Raw genomic sequence first — 19,361 nt, forward strand, 5'->3', positions numbered from 1 at the left:
GGATTCTATATGTACCCTATCGCAAAGAAAAGGGGATAGTAATGAGCATGCCATTCGCTCCGTGCACGGATGCAGCGTGTACGGACGACACCTCGGTAGAGATCCTCAAATGGGTTTTCGGCCCCGTGATCAACGGTCTGTTGAACGGCGGAGACACTTCGAAAATTGAGACATCGGCCAATATCTTGGCGACGATGTTCAGCGTCTACGCCAGCGGAATCATGATCGTCGCCGGGTTCATCGTCAGTGGCGTGGTGATGGGCAGCGTCATGAATACGGCCAATGACGGAGAGGTCATGGGCAAAAACTGGTCAACGCCCAACACCATCATGCGGGTGGTCTCGGGCGGGGGAGTTCTGCTGCCTACGGCAAGTGGCTTTTCCATCATCCAGCTCATCGTGCTGATGCTTGCCCTTTGGGGGGTGGGCTTCGCAAACCTCACTTACCGGACTGGCATGACGATGGGGCTACTGAGCCCAGCCGGGATCGTAAGCAATGCGGCTGCGCCCGGTTCTTACTATGGCATGCGGGAATTCGCAAAACAGTACATGGGCGCAATGTATTGCGCCCGTGCTGCCAATGCCGCCTACACGATGGCCTCCGGATCACGACCCTCGGTGCAATTGAACGGCGGCGCCGGCACGCCGATAGGTAGTCGCATGGAATACAGCTTCGCAATCAGCGACACCAACAGTGCGACCAACCTAGCCGGGGGAGCTCCCATTTGCGGAGTGGTGAAGCTTTCGCTGTATAGCGCTCAGAATCTCACGGACCCGACCGAGAAGGCGCTCGATTCCTTAAGGGTCGCGGTCCAGCAGCAGAAATACACCGAGGTCCAAAGCCTCATGGCGGACATCAAGTCCTTCGTGGACTCATGGCCCACATCAATCAACGCGGATGGATGGGACAGGGTTGATTCCTCTACCTTCAACGATATCGTCAAGCGACACGAGGACCGGATCGCTACTCAGCTCCTGAATAGCCTATCGCAACAGCAAGGCGCAATGGACAAAGGCATGGAGACGTATCTCAATGACACTTTGTCAAAAGGAGGATGGGCGTCGGCTGGGGGCTGGTTCCAGCGCGTCGGCATGGCTCGCGGCACCTTGGCGCAAATCTTCGCCGAATCAGTGGGGTCTGTTTCGGCTCCGACGACGAGCGGATTGCCGCAAAGCGAGCAAACCAGGGAATTTGCGAGCAGCGTCAACACCATCCCTTATATCGTGCAAGCCAAAGCAGATGGAAAGCTGCCCGACGATGCCAAACGGAATTTGACCGCCGAGAGTTTGAACGGTCTTCTACCAAAAGACATCGATGATTCCATCAATATTTCCACCGTGCAGCAGAACATGGCTTCGGCGGTGTCACGTTGGACAAACGGGATGATGGAAGCCATTGTTGGGATGGCAACAGGAGCAGGGAATGATGGAAAAGCCAGCGCGATTTTTCCATGCGGCTCTGCAGGTGAAATTGGTGGCTCCATCAATCGCATGAAATGCGTTGGGGACTATCTGACCCTGCAATATGTCGCGGTCCTCGGCACGGACGCGTTTCTCAAAACATCAGCGACAGGAGCCCGAATAGCTGCGGGCGTAGTCAGTGGCGGCAAGTTCCTGGGCACAGGTCTTGAAGTTGACAAGGTGGTCACCCCCTTCTGGGATTGGATGATGGCCGTTCCGATCCGCTGGCTGAGCACCATAGGCACCTATCTACAAACCCTCGCATTCTATTTTGGCGTGATCATTCCCACGTTTCCTTACACGGTTTTCATGATCGTGGTGGTGGGTTGGATCCTTGCGGTCTTGCAAACGTGTGTGGCTGCACCCCTATGGGCAGTTATGCACATGACGCCCGATCGGACCTTCATTGGATCGCAAACCCAAGGCTATTTGATGCTACTTGCCCTGTTTGTTCGGCCTGCATTGGCGGTGCTGGGGCTTTTCGCGTCAATGCTGATCTCCGACCCCATCATCACCTATATCGCCAAAGCATTCTTCACCATGCACAGAGACGTGGCCAGCTCTACTGGCGCGATCGGCTCTGTGGCTTCAATAGTGACGTTCTTTTGGTGGCTGATCGTGTTTGGCTTGACCCTTATGCCCGTGCTGTGGATGACTTATGGGTTGCCCCAAGCTCTCCCAGACGAGGTGCTCCGCTGGATAAGCGCCGGCATTGGCGACCTGGGCGCAAGCGCCGCAATCCCCGAGGTGCGTGGCGGGCACCAGAACGCGCAACGTATGGTTGACCAGCTTTCCAACGGCCCCCGAACGACCAGAATCGGCGGACCTGAGCGTCCGCGCGGCGGAACGCCTCCAAATGGCGGGCCAGGCGGTGGCAGGGGAGGGGGTAGTGGGCGCAATGAAACTCTGCTGAGCGTCAACCAGCAGGGCGTGACACCAAGCCCCACCAATTCACCCGGATCCACGTCCTAGTCCAAGAAATGTCGGTGGAACCATCATGACACTACTTCCGGCGTTGCAACCTATCGTTTATGGGCTGACTTCCGAAGTCCTGGCATACGAAGCTCTTGCCCGTTGGCGCCGCGACGGCAAGATTTTAGGCCCGACGGATCTTCCTGAAGCTCCGCAATGGAGCGGAGTGGACATTGACATGCTGTCGGCCATTCTCGACCGCGCAGAAACGGTGTCGGGTATCGCACCGAGGTTATTTATCAATGTCAGTGCGAGCACGATTTCCGAGCCAGGCCGCTTGGCTACGTGGATCTCGCACCTGGCGAAGATCACAAGCTACGCCACGTTCGCCGTCGTGATCGAAATAACAGAAGGAATTGGCGACGACAAACTGCAAGAGGCATGGCCTCAGCTCAAGCGCCTTGGTGTCAAGCTGGCTTTGGACGATTTCGGTGATGGGCGGTCATCCAGGGCACGGCTTGTCCGCTATGACTGGGACTACTGCAAGTTCGAGGGTCACACTGTACGGGACCACCGCATCCAGGAAGCCATTAGGTATTGCCAGAACAGCGGCATTCTGCCCATCGTGGAGCGGGTGGAACATCAGAAAAGCAGCGAAGAGTTCGCGGATATGGGACTGCATTGGCAGCAAGGCTTCCTACACGGGCGTCCCGTGCTTGTCGATAACCTCGCCGAGAGGACTGGCAATGTCGTTATCGCATGAGCGATGCAAAGTCGCCGCTGCCATCGCGCTTTTGCAGAACGCAACCGTACCCGGATGACCATGAATAGCCATCCACGCAAGCCGCCGTAAGGCCTCCCAAAAAGTAAATCATCCAGTCCACGAGACGCCTATCTCCCGCCAAGCCATGGCGGGTAGGGATTCTTTTGCCCAAAAGGTTTGAACCTATGCCGACATCTCGCAATCAACAGGAAGGGTTTGCACGTCGAGCTCGCCGTATACGAAGCGTGAGCGCCCTAGTACTTCTCGCGTTCGCAGTCCAAGGCTGCACCGCGCCGCTGACGGGCACCCGCCTCCAGGCTGCTCCCCCAAGTGCAGCGCTCCCGGGGCAGCCTTCCTCGGCGGCAGATCCCCTTGGCAACGTCATGCCGCATCGTGTGCTTCCCCAAGAGACATCTCCCAATCAGGCGATGTCGGAGGCGAGCGCCCGAAGACAGTCTCAACAGGGAGGGGCGATTAATCTGGAAGGACAGACGATCGATATGGCTGGAAGTGGCCGCTCTGGCGCGGCCCAGTCATTCGTATCGGGCTTGGCCGTATCTGGGGCTCAGAAGGCCATGCAAGACTGGCTGAATCAGTTCGGCACGGCACGCCTGGGGCTGGATGCGGGGTCTTTTCACGGTGGAAGCCTCGACATGTTATTTCCGCTGTACGACGCCAAGAAATCGTCGCTGATTTTCAGCCAGGTGGGGGTGCGCCGTAACGATCGGTTCACGGACAGCTACCGAACCACCGTCAATGTGGGCCTTGGGTATCGCCATTTCTTCGACAAGGTGATGTTGGGGGCCAACGCCTTCTACGATGCGGACGTGACGCGAGGGAATCGGCGGTATGGCCTGGGCGCGGAGGTGTGGGCCGACTACCTCAAGCTCAATGCCAACGGGTACTTCCGCACGAGCGGCTGGAAGAAGTCGCCTGACATGGACAACATGCTGGAGCGACCGGCTAACGGCTTTGACCTCCGCGCTGAAGGCTATCTGCCGCAATTACCTCAGGTGGGTGCCAAGCTCATCTACGAGAAATACTATGGGCACGATGTCGGGCTTTTTGGATCACATGATCGCCAAGAAAACCCCTCAGCCTGGACAGTCGGGCTGACGTACACCCCGGTGCCGGCGATGACCTTCGGTATCGAGCAGCGCATGGGGCAAGGCGGTCGTAATGAGACGGCCTTAACTATTGGCATGCGGTATGCGATCGGTGTGCCGCTGAACAAGCAGTTTGCGTTCAATGAAAATGCGGTGGCGGCGAGCCGCAAGCTGAAGAATATGCGCCAGGATCTGGTTGAGCGCAACAATGACATCGTGCTGGAATATCGGCAGGATCGCATCATCGGCGTACAGCTGCCAGGCACTGCGAGCGGTATTGAAGGATCGCAGCTTACGTTTCCAGTGAATTTGGTAGCCAACAAAGGTACGCCACAAGTTCTGTGGTCGGGCTCAGCCGCAGGTTTTGCGTTGCCTTACGGTGGATCGGGTAGCGGAATCCTGACGCTGCCGGCATACAACCCGAACGGCAATAACACATACCAGCTCGTGGCAACGGCGGCCGAAGGGACATACAAAGTTCAATCCAATGCGATGACCATCACGGTGAACGCGGCGCCCGTGGCCGCTTTGCGCGTTATGCTGGAGCGCAGCAAAGCCGTCGCATCGGCCGATGGCACCGACGCGGTGACATTCACGGCCACCGTGAAAGACAGTAAAGAGCAGCCAGTGGCCGATACCGCGGTTGCCTGGAAAGTGACCAAGGGAACTGCATCGTTCAAGTCCTTGGCACGAACGACGAATCGTAATGGCCAGGCTGCGGCCGTCGTGACGAGTTTGAAAGCGGACGACGTTGCCGTGCAAGTCACGCTCGCGGATGGTACAGCGGCCCAAAGTGACACACGCTTTTCGGTCGATACGGCAAGCGCTGCGGTCATTCAGTTGGACGGCGCCCCGTCCACGCCTCAAGTTGCAAACAGCACCGACGTGTTGACGCTTAAGGCCACCATCAAGGACAAATCCGGCAGTAATGTCGGCGCGGGCATCGTCGTGCATTGGCATGCTGACCGGGGTGTACTAAGTGCGGCCTCGTCTCTGACAGATGACAACGGGGTGGCAGTGGTCAATTTCACCGCGCCCTCTACTGTCGGCGATGTGCATGTGACGGCAACCGGCGCGGCGGGCGATCCCGGCAAGATGGCGACAATTACGTATGTAGCGGACCTGGCAACCGCCACGGTGGCGCAGTTAGATGGCGCACCAGCTGGCAGTCAGCCTGCTAATGGATCGGATGTCGTGACGCTGCAGGCCACGGTCAAAGACAGGAACGGCAACCCCGTAGGGCCTGGCGTTGCCGTGAGCTGGAGTACCGACATTGGCACGTTGAGCGCCGGAACCTCTTCCACCGATGGCGACGGGAAGGCTCAAACGCGGCTGAAGGCGCCGTTGTCTGCAGGTACTGCCCACGTGACGGCAAAAGCCGCAGCGAGCGATGCAGGCAAGACGTTAGCGATTGAATATGTGCTGGATTTAAATTCCGCACGCGCTGAGATTACTGACGTTTCGGAAAATTGGGACCAGGGCGACTTCAGCAGCCGGTACTGGGACATCACGGTCAAAGCATGGGATGTCTCAGGAGACGTGAAAGCGCCGGGCGCGACAGTCACCTTCTCGTCCACCAGCGAGGGTAACTTCATGACGCCTGTTACTGTAATCGCAAGTGGATCGGGCAAGGCAAGTGCACTATTCCGAATCCCTTCGGGCGATCTAGCATGCGGGGACTCAAGGTCTGCCACCCTTACAGTCAAGGCGTCGGCCAGCGATCCGGGCGTTACCAGGGTTCTTACGGCATTCGGTGACTGCTGAGTTCGCCCCGGTTTATAGGCCGGTCCTGGGACCGGCCTACGCGCCTTGTTTGCGAGGGGATCGAAAATGCACCAGGTGCACCAGACCAATTTCTGAAGGTGCGGGGCGGCAGCGGCTATGCCGCGCCACATCACAGCGGTGGAGTGCTTCCGGCAAAGATAGGGCGTTCGCCCACTACATGCCAGCCGACAAGCTCTCCGTCTTGTCTTCCTGGGCCATGACCAGCAGATCGGCGATAAATTGCCTTGTCTTAGGCAAATATCGGTCGAAGGTGGGGTCGAGATCAGGCGCCATCTTGATGGTGCCTTGTTGGAGGCCCTTATCCACCTCACGGGCATACTTTTCCGCGAACAGCTCCCTGGCATGTTGTGCCTGGGGCGTGTTTTCGCGCGTCAATTCCTCTAGGACGCCTCCGACGGCCGAGACGAAGACCATGGTGCGGTTGTATTGCCAGAGCTGATCTGCGTACTGCTGGGTGCGCTCCCTATAGCTGGCATCTAGTTCTTTCACCTGCTGTTGCAGCTTCTCGTTCGCGCTCCGAAGCGAGATGATGAGCTCCCGCAGGCTGGTATCGGCTTTGCGAAGCAAGCCGTTCTCTTGGCGTAGCCGCTGATTCTCCTCTTCCATTGCGGCAACTCGCGCTTCCAGGGCGTCGATTATCTTGGCTTGCTTGTCCAGCTCTGCCTTCAGGCGCTCTTTGTCGGCGACATGCTGTGCAGTGAAGGCGAGCTGCTGACGCAACCGATCATTCGCTTCCCGGACTGCCTCGTCCCACCCCTCTTGACGACCTTGAGCATACGCTTGGTCTGCTGCCACAGTCGCCTCCTCAGCCAGCCTGCGCAGCTCCATGGCATGGCCCGCATCAGATGCCAAGGCATGCTGATAGGATCCGATATAGGACGTATTGCTGCGATTGCCGCCGCCTGCCGGGATGCCGTTGTTGATCATGTCGCGTCCTTGTGCACGAGAGGTGAGTGCAAATTGTACTGCGGATAGTGTGCGGCGTTAATGTGTAAACAATGCGTAAACTACGCGGCGCCTGACTTCTGCACAACTACCCGCTCTGCGGCCAGCACCGCCTTGTCGGTTGACAAGCCGAATGACGCCGCGCGGGCGAGTGCAGCTGGCACCCAGTCGGAAAATCGGCTGTCATCCAGCACAGACCGAAGCGCGAGCAAAGGGACGCAGTGTTCGACCGACGCGTCCACGTAAAACAGGGCGAACCATTCTGGGATAAGCCACCGCTGGTCGTCATGCTCTTCGATCGAGAACGGAATGGCAAGCAGACCCGGCATGGAGGCAAGCTTGGGGCTTTGAAACCCTTGGCACAGCCAGTACGCAACCAGGTCCAGCTCACCCGCCTGTATAGGCACTAGCGCGATTACTTGGCGCGAGGTGGAACGGACGTAGATCCCTGGCGCCAGTGCAAGGCTCGCGTCCTCGGTCGCCTGATACGGGAGCCTATCCATGAAGTGCCGGAGCAGCCCAAGCATCTCGGCCGCCACGGGAATGTCCTGGGCGACATGGGGATTCGATTTTCCCCCCATCAGTGCCAGTACAGATCCCGCCTCTGCGGCCTCGGCGACATCAAGCAGGTGCAGCAGCTCATTACGCATGGGGTTCTCGGTCATGCCAACGCGGGATGGTTTCGCAGGCTCAGGGAAACCGCCCAGCGCACGATGAAAGACCAGATGAGCCCTACGACAAGGGCTGTAGGAACCAAGGCCAAGAACGCCAGGATCCGGTCCTCCATGCTCAGTGCAGACACAAACATGACCGGGCACCACACAAAACAGGCCGTGATGATAGGCATAACCAACAGGCGCCGCCCCACGTCGGCGTCGCGGGGGCTCGTCCCCAGGCAGAACCACACGAAGCCCACCATGTAGGCGGGCGAGTATAGGAAAGCCAGGATGAGATAGGCAAAAGACGCAATGCCAGTGGCTTTCAAGGCGCCTGTGAAATCACTCGGCACGACCTGTTGACCGATGATGGCCGTGGCCACCACAAAGGCCATCACAGCGAGGAGGATGGGCAAGGATAGAAGCCATAAGGCGCGGCGCCGGAAGCTGCGCTGAAAAGCCGCATTGCGACCCGTAGTGTATATCGTGGAAACGAACTGGCGTTGCGCAAGCATGCGGGCCTCGATATGGTTAAAAATGTTTTTCTAACACCCAATTCTAACCAAACCAACAGATTTATTGTGTTTCCGTAGCAACTTTCTCCGGGGCGGCGCGGCAAAAAAAAAGCATCCGGGCAGGATGCTTTAAGCGAAAGGGCAACACGTTGGCATGCAGCGCATTGCAGAGGCACAGCTTACCATGTGGCTTCACCCTCAAAGGCCACTGCGCTGACGCGCTTCGCTTGTCGCCTTGCCAAAGTAGCGCGCTACTTCGCCAAGGTCCGGGGAGGGTACTCTTGTCGGGCGTGCAGCACCGATAGGACTTCGACGTAATCGGCCTGGACGCGATAGATGACGATGTAGTTGGGGTGCGCCACGATCTCCCGCGTGCCCGGCACCCGGCCGCGTTTGAAGATGTACGGGTGGTCCGCAACGGGATGCACGGCGCTTTCAATCAGCTCATGGATGGTGATGGCGGCATACACATCGAACTCTGCGATGTGGTCCGTGATGCGATCCAAATCATCGAGCGCGGGCGCACTCCAGAAGATGGGAAGCATGACCTATCGGGCTACCCGGCGGGCAGGTAAAGTCATGCCTGCGAAGGCGCTATGGGATTGCTTTCCGCATCTGCCAGCTTCGCGGCAAGTTTTTGACGAATCAGCGCCATAGCCTCGTCGTGCGGGATGCTGGGCCGAGGGTCGTCAAGACTGGCTTGCACCTTCGCACGGAACCAGCGGTCATAGCTATCCGCTTGTTCTTGCGTCTCGAACTCAGAGACTATCGGGGAGAGGGCAGTGCTCATGGCAAGCTCCTTGTGTCTCTTCATTTTAAGGCATTCCGGGGATGATAGGGGCCCCCGCTCCCCGGCCTGCATGGAGGTTTCACGCCATTCTGGGCCAGTCAGGGCAGGGCGCCAAGGTTGGCTTGCAGGTCGGCCAATTTCTGGGCATCTTCCTGGCGCTTGCGGTCAATCGTCTTGGCGTAGATCCGTGTCGTGCGCGGGTCGGCATGCCCTAGCTCGTCTTGGGTCGTTTCAAGCGAGGCTCCCGCTGCCAGGCGGTGGGTGGCATTGGTATGTCGCATCCAATGCGTGGTCATTCGCATGACTTGGCTGCGGATGTGCTCATCCGGACAGTCGCCTGCGGCCGATTTTGCCAATTCGTGCACGATCAAGCCGATGGAGCGAGGCGTCAAGGCCCGCGAACGGGCTCCCACGTTGATTGTCGCCACGAGTGGGATGTTCTCGCCAGGCAGCGGGAAATCTGCCAGGCCCCAGCTTTTTCGGTAGCGCATGAGCTCCTGCAGCAAGCTGGAATTCACGGCCACCATGCGCTCTTTTTGCCCTTTGCCAATGACGCGCAACAGCCAGCCGCTGTCCGTCCGTAAGAAATCTCCCATCACGCCGTTGGCCGCTTCTTCACGGCGCAGTCCGGCATGGTAGAGCAGGGCGAATAGCCATCTGGCGCGAGCGGCGACCGCGCGGTCGCGTGTGCTGCGCTCCGGCCGGTTGCACACCCAATCCCAAAGCCAAAACCAGCTATCGAGGTGCAGAGCTCGTTGCTGCCGCTCCGAACTGATAACAGCAGGCTTCATCGACAGCTTGAACACGTTGAATTGCAGATAGCCCGCGTCCTGCAGGTATGAGCACATGCCGCCTAGAATCGTCCTGGTCTGGGCTATCGAGGCTGATGATAGCGGCGCCGCGAGCACCTGCGTTGGTGCTAGGACAACACCGCGCGGCGGCTTTCGAGGCCGGAGCCAATGAGCTGGAGGATTGGCCAGGTGGGCGTAGAACAGATGGGCGTGGTCCACCTTCATTTCCTTAAGCGACAGGCCGTTCTCGCCTAGCCACAGCAGTAGCCTGATGGCTTCACGGCGGTACGCGTCAAAGGTGTTCGCGGTGCGACTGCCCTTGGCCCTGATCCAGACCGCAGCCGCCTGGGCATCTGTTTGGACGCCCAGGGCATCGCCAACCGCCTGATCGGCACCAGGCGCAAGCAAGCGTCCGGGATCCAGTTCGGCCAAATTCATTGCGTGAGAGTCCAGGTACCATCGGACGAGAGCCGCACGACGGTGGGGGTGTCAACGCCCTCGATAGTGACTCGAAACCATTCAGCACGACCCGGGACCGTGGGGTCAAGCGCCCAGCTTTGTCCGCGCCCATCCGCTGCCACTGCATGTTTTGCCAAGGCCGCTGCGGCTTCCTCTCCAGTCAGCGTTTTTTTCTTCATGCTCATCTCCAACAGACCGACATTGCCGCTCATGCGGCCTCGGGTTCCCATGCTTCGAGCTTCTTTTCTAGAAAAGGGATCTCTCTTTTAAGCCCCGCAATTTCGCCTTCCAATTGAGCCACGTGACGGCGGAACGCCTGGGGCCAGAGCGGATCATCACGAGTGACCCTTTCGAGAGGTCCGTTGTACATGCGTTTCACGAGCAAAAATTCGGGATGCGTCCCTCGGCTGTCATAGGCACGGGTGGCGGTCGCAAGTTGCGCGTGCAGGGTCGAGATCAGCCATTCCAGTCCTTCGCTGGAGACCTCAAGTGGCTTGAATTGGATGCCAGGGCAGCTGGCCGTCTGCCAACCGGAGCCAGGCCGCTCGTAGCCGTGATGAGCCATGGTTCCTCGCTGCACGGCAATACGGCGGAAGCATACCGGGCAGGTTTTGACGACCTTGTTGGGGTTCACCGGCTTGGACGGTGCCAGGCTCGGGGCTCGCCCTTTGACCACCTTATTTTTAAGGGACGCAACAGCCTCTGAAAGGGGCAACACCTCGGCGCAGAAGGTTCGCATCGCGTCCACGGCTGGCCCTGACGCTTTCGACCTGCTGACCTTCTTGCTCGTAGAGATGATGTCGTGCAGCCCCATAACCATGATGCTGTTGTAGAGCAGCCGCACGTCTTCCGGGTGGGATTCCCATTTTCCATAAAAAAAGGGCTCGCTCACGTGCAGCTTCCACGCCTTGTCGACAATCCGCGAGAGGGTTTCCTTGGCGTCGCGCCATACGACATTCCGAATGGAGCCTGCCTCCACCCCAGCTAGTACCTGTTCCACAGCCATATCGAACCGACTGGGATCCGCCAAGGAGTCGCGAAGGATGGGGAACTGCCGTGGAGTCATGAGCATGTCCTTTTTCTAGGCTGGAGCGGAGGGGTCGCATCCCGCTGATTTTGTTCCACGGGAATCTCGCGAGTCCGCATCTATCGCTTCAACCCATTGAAAACTAAAAAGCTTTTGGGATTTCATCGACATTGAGGCCGTGGAACATTTTCGTTGTCGGCGACCTGCCGCCGACCATCACCCCCGATATTTCCCATAATAACAGTTATGGGAAGAAGAGCGCAAGAGAAGTACCAAAATGAACCATGTACGTTCATATATGTATTGACATCGGGCCGGAGCGGGCTCACAATGCCAATACGTAAACAATGCGTAAGCAGAGAGTGATCACGATGAACAAGCCGCTTTATCCGATCGACATCGACGCGCTGGCCGAAGACGCCCTGAACGCCGCGTGCCTGCTCATCCAGCAACGCCTGGGGGTTAAAGACGGCGACCTCGCGGGCGTTTTCTTCTCCGACGACACCACCCGCAACGAGCTGCGGACCTACATCAAGCAAGAGCTGGAGATCGGTGAGGGCGATGTGGCCAGGCGCCTGCGCGGAGGCAGCGAGGATCACGATGCTGACGATGGCGACGAGGCCGAATGCCATCCTGATAACCACGGGCCGCTGTCCAACCTCCCGCACGACGCCTGAGGCAGCACGAACCGGAGCAATGACCATGCGCGCCAAAACCAAGAAAGTAAAAGACGCACTCGCTGGCCTGCCGAGGCTTTGGGTTCGCACTTGGCCGAACGGCGTGTGTTTGGTCGGCCAAGAGGGCGTGCAAAGCGAAGAACGCCGCCAAGCAGCGCTTACCGCCCTGAAGAAAGCAGGAATTGCCGGCCGCGCTATAGGTGAACGCGGAACTAGCGGCGAGTACGGTATCGAGATTGATGATTAACAACGCCGCCCCGGTTCGCCGGGGCAGCACGAAGGAAGGACCGTGAACAAAGACCGCCGTGCCAAACTGGCCGACCTGCAAGGCAAGATCGAAGACCTGAAGAGCGAGCTGGAATCGCTGCGCGACGAAGAGCAGGAGTATTACGACAACATGCCCGAAAACCTCCAACAGGGCGATAAGGGGCAAGGCGCCGAGAGCGTCGTATCCAGCATGGACGAGGCGATCTCAAGCCTGGATGACGCCATTTCCTCGATTGAATCCGCTTCGGAGTAGTCGCGATGTCCAAGACCAGCTTCAACACGCGTCACTTTCGCTGGGCCATATGCGAATGCTGTAGCGGCCACGGTAAGGTTGAGCATCCTGCCTTCAAAAATGGGTTCACATCCCAGGAATGGAGCGACATGGCGAACGACTGGGACGCCGAAGGCGAGACGAACGGCCAAGATCGCTACCTCGCCGGAGCGTATGACGTTCCGTGCGACGCTTGCGAAGGAACCGGCAAGGTGCAGCAGCCGGACTTCCGCGCCATGGGCCGTGATGAGCGGCGCGCCTATGTGAGCTACCTACGCGAACAGCGCGAGGTCGCCGAAATCGATCGCGTCATAAGCGCAGAATCGGCGGCGGAGCGCCGCCTGGGAGGCTAAAGCTATGGGGTCAAAACTGATCAGCACCGAGGATTTGGAGTCGATATCCGAACTCGAAGTGGTTTTTGGCACGACGCGCTTTCTGCCTGCGGCAGAAGAAGTACCCAGCGCGTTTCACAGCAGGGGAAGCGTCTACAGCCGCCTCGCCGAGGCGCTGTTCTATGGTGGAGAGCTGCCGAAGGGCGAAGTGCTCTTCCGCAAGGATTTGGCCGAAGATTCTTTGAAGACGGGCGCACTGGTTGTCCGCTTTGCGACGGCACATCTGCGATCGTTTGAGCCGAAGCACGAACATAAGATCGCAGGCGTCGCCTACCTCCTATCGCAACTGTGCGAAATCAGGGAGTCGATCTGATGTGCATCTATCCCTTTGCGGCGCAGCGTGCGGACCACCTGCAGGGCCATGTTGCGAAAGCCGTTGTGCGCTACACGCCCTGGTGGGGCATCCCGTCCGCCGTGCGAGTGCGGTTCAACCCCTGGTTGTGCGTGTTCCATGATGAACCAGGTGGCCCGAAGCCGTTCGTAGCGTTCGGTGGACGCGAAGGCATGGAGGCTGCCGTAGAGCACGTGATCGGACCCGCAATTTCCTCACGCCAGGAAGCCCCCCGATGAATGATCTCATCAAGACGAACGAACGTATCGAGAGCGTCGCCCGGTTTCAGTCTTTGCAAGCGGGCCAGTATTGGCGCGCCCTCGACACGATAGCCCACGAGGGCATTGACAAGGGAACGGTGCTGCTCATCCAGTCTATCCGCTGGATCGAGGACAAACCACACACTGTCGTCTTGCGGGCGCACCCTACCAAAATCGGCTTGCAGACCACGGTGAAATTCATCGACGCCGACGGCGTGGAGCAAGAGCGTTGGCTGCGCTACGACGAGCATCGCTTCCTCCTGAAGGAGTTCCTTGACCGATTCGAGCACGAGCCCGATCACCAACGAGTGCGCACTGCGGAAATTCAAGAAGTGCAAGGCCGCATCGGCGCCCTGCAGACTGAGCTGCTGCAAGCGCAGTCCGACCCGACTGTGCTTGCCCGAGTCGTGCAGGATCAACTCAATGCGCAACCTGCACTATCCAACACAGCCATTGCCGACATGGCAGTCATACCGACTAGCACATCGCACACTGATCCGGAGCTTGCAGGCGTCGTTACCGGAACCGTGGCCGACGCCATCGGCGCGGGGATCACCCCTGACTCGATCGATGCGCTCAGGCAAGCGGCCGGTCGTGAGCACCAAATCGCGACGATTAAAGCCCAGTGGATCCAAGGGAAAACTGCCGAGATCGCCGCGACGATCAAGGCCATTACGCCCTTCTATGAAGAGCAAGCTGCCGCCGCGCTGGCGCAGACCGAAGATGTCCGCACCTACGTCGCCCAGTTGATGGAGGGCATTGAATCCCTCGACCTGTATGTGGGCAAGGGCGTGGAAGTGACCACAATCCGCGAGGGCCAAGCGGCGCCGAGAGCGGTGCCCCTGACGTTTGTCCAGAAGAAACTCATGATGGACGAAGAGCTCGCCGTGTGGGCCGACATCGATGAGTGGTTCGACTTTTCCAAGGAGTCTTTGTTCTTCGACGCACTGCGAAACCACGATGACCTGGTGCGTCAAATCTTCCCGACTGAGCGTTGTGTCCTCGTGATGGCAACCACCCGACGCTATATAGACTATGGGGACACCTGGGCCAACAATGTTCGAAACAAGGAGAGCCACAACGTCTTCCTGATGATCCGCAACGGCATGAACATCCATCGGGTCTTTTCGCCGGTAGAAAGCCACTTGGGAAGCGCTCGATTGTTCCCCTCGCGCGACGATCAGGAACGGATCTTCCGTGGCCTGGACGGTAGCCAAATCAAGTTCGAGGACGTAGCCTACTCCGATCGGCATGCAGCGCACGAGCGGTTCGCATTGCACTACAAGCGATTCCTACTTTTGGCATGTGGGCTGGATCATCGGCTCAAGTTGTTCGGCGACTTCTACGAAGGCCCTCCCAATCTGGATTTTGTTTCGCAACGGTTCCAGGAGCTGTATTGCCGCTTTCTGCATGACGACGATGGCTCGGGCATGCTGCCGGGTGAAGCGCGCATGCCCCTACAGGAGTGGATCAACGAGAAAAACGCCTTTCTTCGGTCGGGCTCGCGCGTTCTATGCAATTGGGCAGAAGTGATGAACCCTTCGACGGCCCCGGCCGCGTGCAAGCCCTACGGCAACCACGACCGATTCGAGCGCCGTTACCGCCCCGCCGAGGGCATGGGCGTCGCCATCGCGTATCGGAGCGCGCAGTCATTATGCGTGGATGTTCAGGTTGCTGGGCATACGGCCAGCTATGACGATCGCACATTCAATTGCAAGGTCAACCTGACGAAATTTTCGAACGGCCATTGGGCCTATACGGACCTGCCCTACCTCTGCCTGGACGCCGTACAGCCCGAAGATCTGCACTGGTACATCCATAACCGCGACACGCGTCAAGACCACCTCTCTTACATTCGATTCTTCAAGCATGCGTTGAAGTTCCTGCAGAACGAACTGGCGCGTGAGCGAGATACTCGGCAGCGCCTAGCTCAAGCGCTACATGATGGCGCTATCGCGTCGGGCGAGGAAGCTTCCGCGATCGTCCAACAATCCGTCATCGCCTGGCGCGCGGCGCACCGTGGCAAGCCGCTGCCTCAATTTCACGATGGAGCGTCATCCGGCGCCTGGAAGTCCCTGCTCGACCAGATGTACATGCTTGCGGGTGAAGGTAAGCGCCAGGCCACGGAAGTCGCTCATTTTGTCGCCATGCTGGGCTACCAGCCACTGCGTCTTACCCTGTCGGGCGCCGCCAAGCTGGTCATATACGCGGCCCCCATACAGTCCGAGATGGATGATCGCCTTGAACCTCACCTATGGGTGCATCGAATCTCCGTACAGCGCGGCAAGACCGGGTACACGGAAAAGTCACGCGGATGGGCAATATTGCCTCAAGCGCTGGCGTCCGAAACGACGATCCACCAGTGGCCGGAGGCCGAAGCCTGGATTGGCAAGACATCCATCTTCCAGTCTTTCGAGAATAAACAGGCCTTGTTCGCTACCGTAAGGGGTTCCACTGCTCGATTGCGCCCCTTCTCGAAAACCATGGATCCAGCCACGCATGCCCGCGAACTTTCTTTGTGGGGGGACTTACGTAGGGAACTGCTCGCCGCTGATAAGAAGTACGTACTCAATCCGGATTTCGCCGTGCCATTCGGTCTGGTCTACTATCCCCGCAGCAAACAACTCGGCTTTCTGTGTGTTGGTACATGGAAGCCTCACACCGTTTTGCACCGCCTTGCCCCTGACGAGGCTTCGCGCGCACACGTGCACGCAAGCTACTTGCGGCCCTATGCCAATAAGGAAGCGGCCTCGGAAAGGCTGACCGACGATGACCCTTATCCGTGGTCCCTCATAGAGGCCGCTGTTCCGTTCACTGGCGCCCTCCATCAAAACTATGTGCACAGCAAGGTGGGCGCCAGGCTGATGACGGCCAACGGCCGCAGCCCGATCAAGCCGCTGTTGCAACAGTGGTTCGTCGGATGGAAGGCTGATGCAGCCAAGGCCGGAGCGCGCTACTGGATTTCGGAAGAAGCGATCTCTGAAAACGGAGAGCTCGTCTTTGACGAACTGTTGGGTATGAAACTGCCGGTAGACTACGAGCCCGTCACGGTGAAGGAGATCGAACTCCATGGCAGCGACCCACACACCACTATCAGCCATTGGTTTGACATCTGTCCCATCGGAACCGAAAGCGAGGCGCTATTGATTGGCGCTCAATACACGGGGTATAGCAGTCGCGAGCACATGGCCCATTCTCTGGCCGAAGCTCGGACCTTCATACAATCGCAAGCCACAGCCCATGGCGCGATCGCATTCCGCGAGACGAACGTGCCTGACGCGGCGCCGCCACCGCTCGGCATCGAACGATGGTTCGTTTCCTCTAACGCCCAAAAATAGCACTACACAAGCAAAGTTCCTCATAAAGAAAACCGATGAAAGTCGATCGAAACTTCAACAAGCGTTCCGCACCGCTAATCGATTGTGGCCCGCTAATCAAACATGGCCGAGGTGATGCCCTAGGCATCTGTGTCACGTTGATCCCCTCGGCTGACCAGGTAGACCGGGTGGATATCGGTGATCTTCGAATGCACATGACCCCAGCCGATGCCATTCAATTTGGCCTGGATCTGATCGCTGCTGGCCGCGATCGCCTCAAGGCCATTGGGAAGCTCGAATGATCGACCTGAATGAAGTTTCCACCTCCCTGGCTGCGACGGCAGGGTGGGACAAGATGAGCGCCTACGAGCGCGCAAAGCTCGCCTGCGGCGCGCTGACGCGCGCGGGCGCTGCTGTTCCAAGCTGGACGACCATCCGCGACATCATAGGCAAAGGTAGCGCCGGGGACATCAATCGGGCCAAGAAAGACTTTCGTCTTGAGCACGCGGATACGCTGCGCAAACTGGAAGGGTTCTCTGCCGATGGGGTTCCGCAGTCCCTTACGCCCTATGTCGTCGGCTTATGGCGTGAAGCCATCTCGCACGCGCAACGCGCGTTTGCCGACAAGGAGCGAGTATGGGAAGAGGAAGTCGAGCAGGCCGTGGCGGGACATCAGCACGCTGAAGCGGAGCTTGAGCGCGCCCAGGCCGCAGCGCATGCAATGCAGGCAAAAATCGATGGCCTGGAGCAAGCGCGCCTCGCCCTGCAGGAGCAGTTGCAATCGGAACAAGCAGCTCGCATTCAGGCCGAGAAAATGATTGACCAGATCCGCGCCGACCTGGTTGGACAGCGCAATCGCCTTGATGCCGCACTGGCGAATGCGCAAACTGAGCTGGGGAAAGCCATCACCAGGCTCGAAGCGACTGAGAAACGGTCGATGATGGAAATCGAGCGAGCGCGGCAGGATGCCGCGCAGAAAATCGCAGACGCGAATGCTCGCCTGAAGGGTGAGCAGGACAAGTTGCTGTTGGAAACGACGCGCCTCTCCAAGCAGCTCCAGGACGGTCGTGACAACGCCAAGCGCATACAAGACCGGAACATCGTGCTTGAACGAGAGAACCGCACGCTTATTGACCGCGCCCAGCGAGCTGAGGCGCGCGCCAATGACCTGCAGGAACAGAACGCAAAACTACTTGCCAAACTAGGAAAGCCGGAGTTCGGCAGCGGCCGGGGAATCGTGAGAAGGCTCCGTCGCAAGAAAGGACAGCGCGCCCTCCCCGGCACCAACCGTAGCTAACTTACAGCGCACCCATCGGCGAGCGCCGCGCTGGATGCAGCATGGTGTTTTCCGTCCTGTTAGGCCGATACCGCTCGGGCCACCGCGTCACGGTTCTCGGCGACGAACGCGTGAACTTGGCCCCTTACTTCCGTATCGGAGAATCCCCATGCGAGGCCCTGTCCAATCACATTGGCGGGTAGCATCATGAACAGGATGCGTCGTTGCTCAACGGTCGGATCAGAGGCGATTCCGGCCGCGCTGAGTGCATCGGACAAGGCGTATAAATCTGAATCCGACTCGTCCGTGTTGACCCAATATGCCTTGCGGACCGCATCGAGCCGCTGGGCGTCGCGACGATCCTCTTCCTCCTGCCGCATACGTGCACGCTCCTTCTGTTCGGGAGTCGGTTCCAGTCGACGTTCAAGCTCTTCATAGGAGATTCCAAGTCTGTCCGCCTCCGCTTGCAGCAGTTGGCTCCTCCCCTTGCCCGTCGGCCCGATGATCATGAAGTGCTGGGGGCCATGCCCGATGATCATGAAGTGCTGGGGGCCATCACCCTCGTTCATAGCAGCCCAAGTTGGGGTGTTCATACGTGTTTCGTTCCTTGGTTTCCGAGCTGGTTAAGCTGCCACCTTTGTATCTCACCACCCTAATGGGTATGCCGGAAAGGTCACCCAAAAGGAAAGGGTCATATTGCTTTCCGGCTCCTTCGCCCAGATATAGATCCCCGCCTCGTCGATATAAAACACCGGCTGGCCCTCGATCTCCCCGATCTTGGCCGTGTGCGCCTTATAGCGCGGCGCATTGATCACTTCACCGATCTTGGCGCCCCACTCCTCCGAGACCGCCCATTTCAACAGCGATTCACGCGTCTCGTCGGCAATGACATAAGACTTATCCAGGGCTCGCACGGTCCCCTCGACGGTGCATCCGCGATGGCGATAGAACTCCCATTGCTCGTCCGGCATAGCGGTCAAATGAGCCAGCACGATGGCGCTGAACTGCGGAAGGTACGGCTGAAGGTTGAGGCTGTCCATAGTGGCGCCCGTCACTTGATCATGCTCTTGACGGCGTTCTTGCGCGCGAGATCGGCATTGTGCTTTTCAAGTGCGGCCTGGTCAGCATTCGGCTGGCTGCTGGCAGCAGCTTTTTCATCGTTGCACCCGGAAAGAAGCGAACTGGATATCACGATCGCGGTGCACAGCAGGACGCGGCACAGAATGGCATTGGGCATGATTCCCTCCACTAAAAAGTTGACGACATACGTACTATAGTCCACAATCCTCGCATCGCAAAACGTGTTTTCTGATGGGTATACCTTGTGCTGGACACAGAAATCGAAGATCGCTGCAAGTCTG

22 protein-coding genes are annotated in these 19,361 nt (G+C 58.6%); 11 read left to right on the plus strand and 11 right to left on the minus strand.

Going from position 1 to position 19,361, the window contains the following annotated elements; translation table 11 throughout:
* Positions 1–41: 41 nt before the first annotated feature.
* The 3 genes from BAU07_RS26280 (at position 42) to BAU07_RS26290 (ending at position 6,005) form a co-directional block, all read left to right on the plus strand.
* Entirely contained in the window at positions 42–2,432 is a 2,391-nt protein-coding gene (locus BAU07_RS26280; protein ID WP_066665851.1) for a DotA/TraY family protein, read from the plus strand.
* Positions 2,433–2,457: 25 nt separating this feature from the next.
* Positions 2,458–3,135 carry an EAL domain-containing protein gene (locus BAU07_RS26285; RefSeq protein ID WP_066665853.1) on the plus strand — a complete coding sequence of 226 codons (678 nt, stop codon included), beginning with the start codon at positions 2,458–2,460 and terminating at the stop codon, positions 3,133–3,135.
* Positions 3,136–3,635: 500 nt separating this feature from the next.
* Positions 3,636–6,005, plus strand: a complete 2,370-nt coding sequence (locus BAU07_RS26290) for an inverse autotransporter beta domain-containing protein (RefSeq protein WP_257739353.1) — start codon at positions 3,636–3,638, stop codon at positions 6,003–6,005.
* A 174-nt stretch (positions 6,006–6,179) separates the two neighbouring features.
* Here the strand turns inward: BAU07_RS26290 and BAU07_RS26295 are convergent, their stop codons facing one another.
* The 8 genes from BAU07_RS26295 to BAU07_RS26325 form a co-directional block, all read right to left on the minus strand.
* Complete coding sequence (locus BAU07_RS26295; RefSeq protein WP_066665856.1) at positions 6,180–6,953, minus strand: hypothetical protein; 774 nt, start codon at positions 6,951–6,953, stop codon at positions 6,180–6,182.
* Positions 6,954–7,033: 80 nt separating this feature from the next.
* Complete coding sequence (locus BAU07_RS26300) at positions 7,034–7,621, minus strand: hypothetical protein (RefSeq protein WP_066665965.1); 588 nt, start codon at positions 7,619–7,621, stop codon at positions 7,034–7,036.
* 11 nt (positions 7,622–7,632) lie between these two features.
* The gene (locus BAU07_RS26305) at positions 7,633–8,142 is read right to left on the minus strand and encodes a hypothetical protein (RefSeq protein WP_066665858.1); all 510 of its coding nucleotides are present in this window, start codon (positions 8,140–8,142) and stop codon (positions 7,633–7,635) included.
* Between the two features lie 251 nt (positions 8,143–8,393).
* Positions 8,394–8,687 (minus strand): type II toxin-antitoxin system RelE/ParE family toxin, encoded by a 294-nt coding sequence (locus BAU07_RS26310; RefSeq protein WP_066665859.1) that lies wholly within the window; start codon positions 8,685–8,687, stop codon positions 8,394–8,396.
* A 32-nt stretch (positions 8,688–8,719) separates the two neighbouring features.
* Complete coding sequence (relB, locus tag BAU07_RS26315; protein ID WP_066665967.1) at positions 8,720–8,932, minus strand: type II toxin-antitoxin system RelB family antitoxin; 213 nt, start codon at positions 8,930–8,932, stop codon at positions 8,720–8,722.
* Between the two features lie 98 nt (positions 8,933–9,030).
* Entirely contained in the window at positions 9,031–10,161 is a 1,131-nt protein-coding gene (locus BAU07_RS26320) for a tyrosine-type recombinase/integrase (protein WP_084026130.1), read from the minus strand.
* On the minus strand, positions 10,158–10,361 hold the full coding sequence (locus tag BAU07_RS27310) for a hypothetical protein (protein ID WP_157122574.1): 204 nt from the start codon (positions 10,359–10,361) through the stop codon (positions 10,158–10,160). The genes BAU07_RS26320 and BAU07_RS27310 overlap by 4 nt, the downstream gene beginning before the upstream one ends.
* Positions 10,362–10,390: 29 nt before the next feature.
* Complete coding sequence (locus tag BAU07_RS26325) at positions 10,391–11,248, minus strand: hypothetical protein (RefSeq protein ID WP_157122575.1); 858 nt, start codon at positions 11,246–11,248, stop codon at positions 10,391–10,393.
* 332 nt (positions 11,249–11,580) lie between these two features.
* Here BAU07_RS26325 and BAU07_RS26330 point away from each other — a divergent pair, with 332 nt between their 5' ends.
* From BAU07_RS26330 to BAU07_RS26355, 8 genes are all read left to right on the plus strand, one after another.
* The gene (locus BAU07_RS26330; protein WP_066665868.1) at positions 11,581–11,886 is read left to right on the plus strand and encodes a hypothetical protein; all 306 of its coding nucleotides are present in this window, start codon (positions 11,581–11,583) and stop codon (positions 11,884–11,886) included.
* Between the two features lie 25 nt (positions 11,887–11,911).
* Positions 11,912–12,133 carry a hypothetical protein gene (locus BAU07_RS27315; RefSeq protein ID WP_157122576.1) on the plus strand — a complete coding sequence of 74 codons (222 nt, stop codon included), beginning with the start codon at positions 11,912–11,914 and terminating at the stop codon, positions 12,131–12,133.
* Between the two features lie 42 nt (positions 12,134–12,175).
* Positions 12,176–12,406 (plus strand): hypothetical protein, encoded by a 231-nt coding sequence (locus BAU07_RS26335; RefSeq protein WP_066665871.1) that lies wholly within the window; start codon positions 12,176–12,178, stop codon positions 12,404–12,406.
* 5 nt (positions 12,407–12,411) lie between these two features.
* Positions 12,412–12,777: a hypothetical protein gene (locus tag BAU07_RS26340; protein WP_066665873.1), complete on the plus strand. Its 366-nt coding sequence runs from the start codon at positions 12,412–12,414 to the stop codon at positions 12,775–12,777.
* 4 nt (positions 12,778–12,781) lie between these two features.
* Positions 12,782–13,129 (plus strand): hypothetical protein, encoded by a 348-nt coding sequence (locus tag BAU07_RS26345; protein ID WP_084026131.1) that lies wholly within the window; start codon positions 12,782–12,784, stop codon positions 13,127–13,129.
* 253 nt (positions 13,130–13,382) lie between these two features.
* Positions 13,383–16,745, plus strand: coding sequence for a hypothetical protein (locus BAU07_RS26350; RefSeq protein WP_066665876.1), 3,363 nt, complete (start codon positions 13,383–13,385; stop codon positions 16,743–16,745).
* A gap of 35 nt (positions 16,746–16,780) precedes the next feature.
* Positions 16,781–17,026, plus strand: coding sequence for a hypothetical protein (locus tag BAU07_RS27320; protein WP_157122577.1), 246 nt, complete (start codon positions 16,781–16,783; stop codon positions 17,024–17,026).
* Positions 17,023–18,021 (plus strand): DNA-binding protein, encoded by a 999-nt coding sequence (locus BAU07_RS26355; protein WP_066665878.1) that lies wholly within the window; start codon positions 17,023–17,025, stop codon positions 18,019–18,021. The genes BAU07_RS27320 and BAU07_RS26355 overlap by 4 nt, the downstream gene beginning before the upstream one ends.
* A gap of 59 nt (positions 18,022–18,080) precedes the next feature.
* Here the strand turns inward: BAU07_RS26355 and BAU07_RS26360 are convergent, their stop codons facing one another.
* From BAU07_RS26360 to BAU07_RS26370, 3 genes are read right to left on the minus strand one after another with little or no spacing between them, the layout of a single operon-like run.
* Positions 18,081–18,593 (minus strand): hypothetical protein, encoded by a 513-nt coding sequence (locus BAU07_RS26360; RefSeq protein WP_157122578.1) that lies wholly within the window; start codon positions 18,591–18,593, stop codon positions 18,081–18,083.
* Between the two features lie 51 nt (positions 18,594–18,644).
* Positions 18,645–19,040 (minus strand): hypothetical protein, encoded by a 396-nt coding sequence (locus tag BAU07_RS26365; RefSeq protein WP_066665882.1) that lies wholly within the window; start codon positions 19,038–19,040, stop codon positions 18,645–18,647.
* Positions 19,041–19,051: 11 nt separating this feature from the next.
* Positions 19,052–19,237, minus strand: coding sequence for a hypothetical protein (locus BAU07_RS26370; RefSeq protein WP_066665884.1), 186 nt, complete (start codon positions 19,235–19,237; stop codon positions 19,052–19,054).
* Between the last annotated feature and the right edge of the window lie 124 nt (positions 19,238–19,361).

This window comes from Bordetella flabilis (assembly GCF_001676725.1).
Classification (GTDB): Bacteria; Pseudomonadota; Gammaproteobacteria; order Burkholderiales; family Burkholderiaceae_B; genus Bordetella_C; species Bordetella_C flabilis.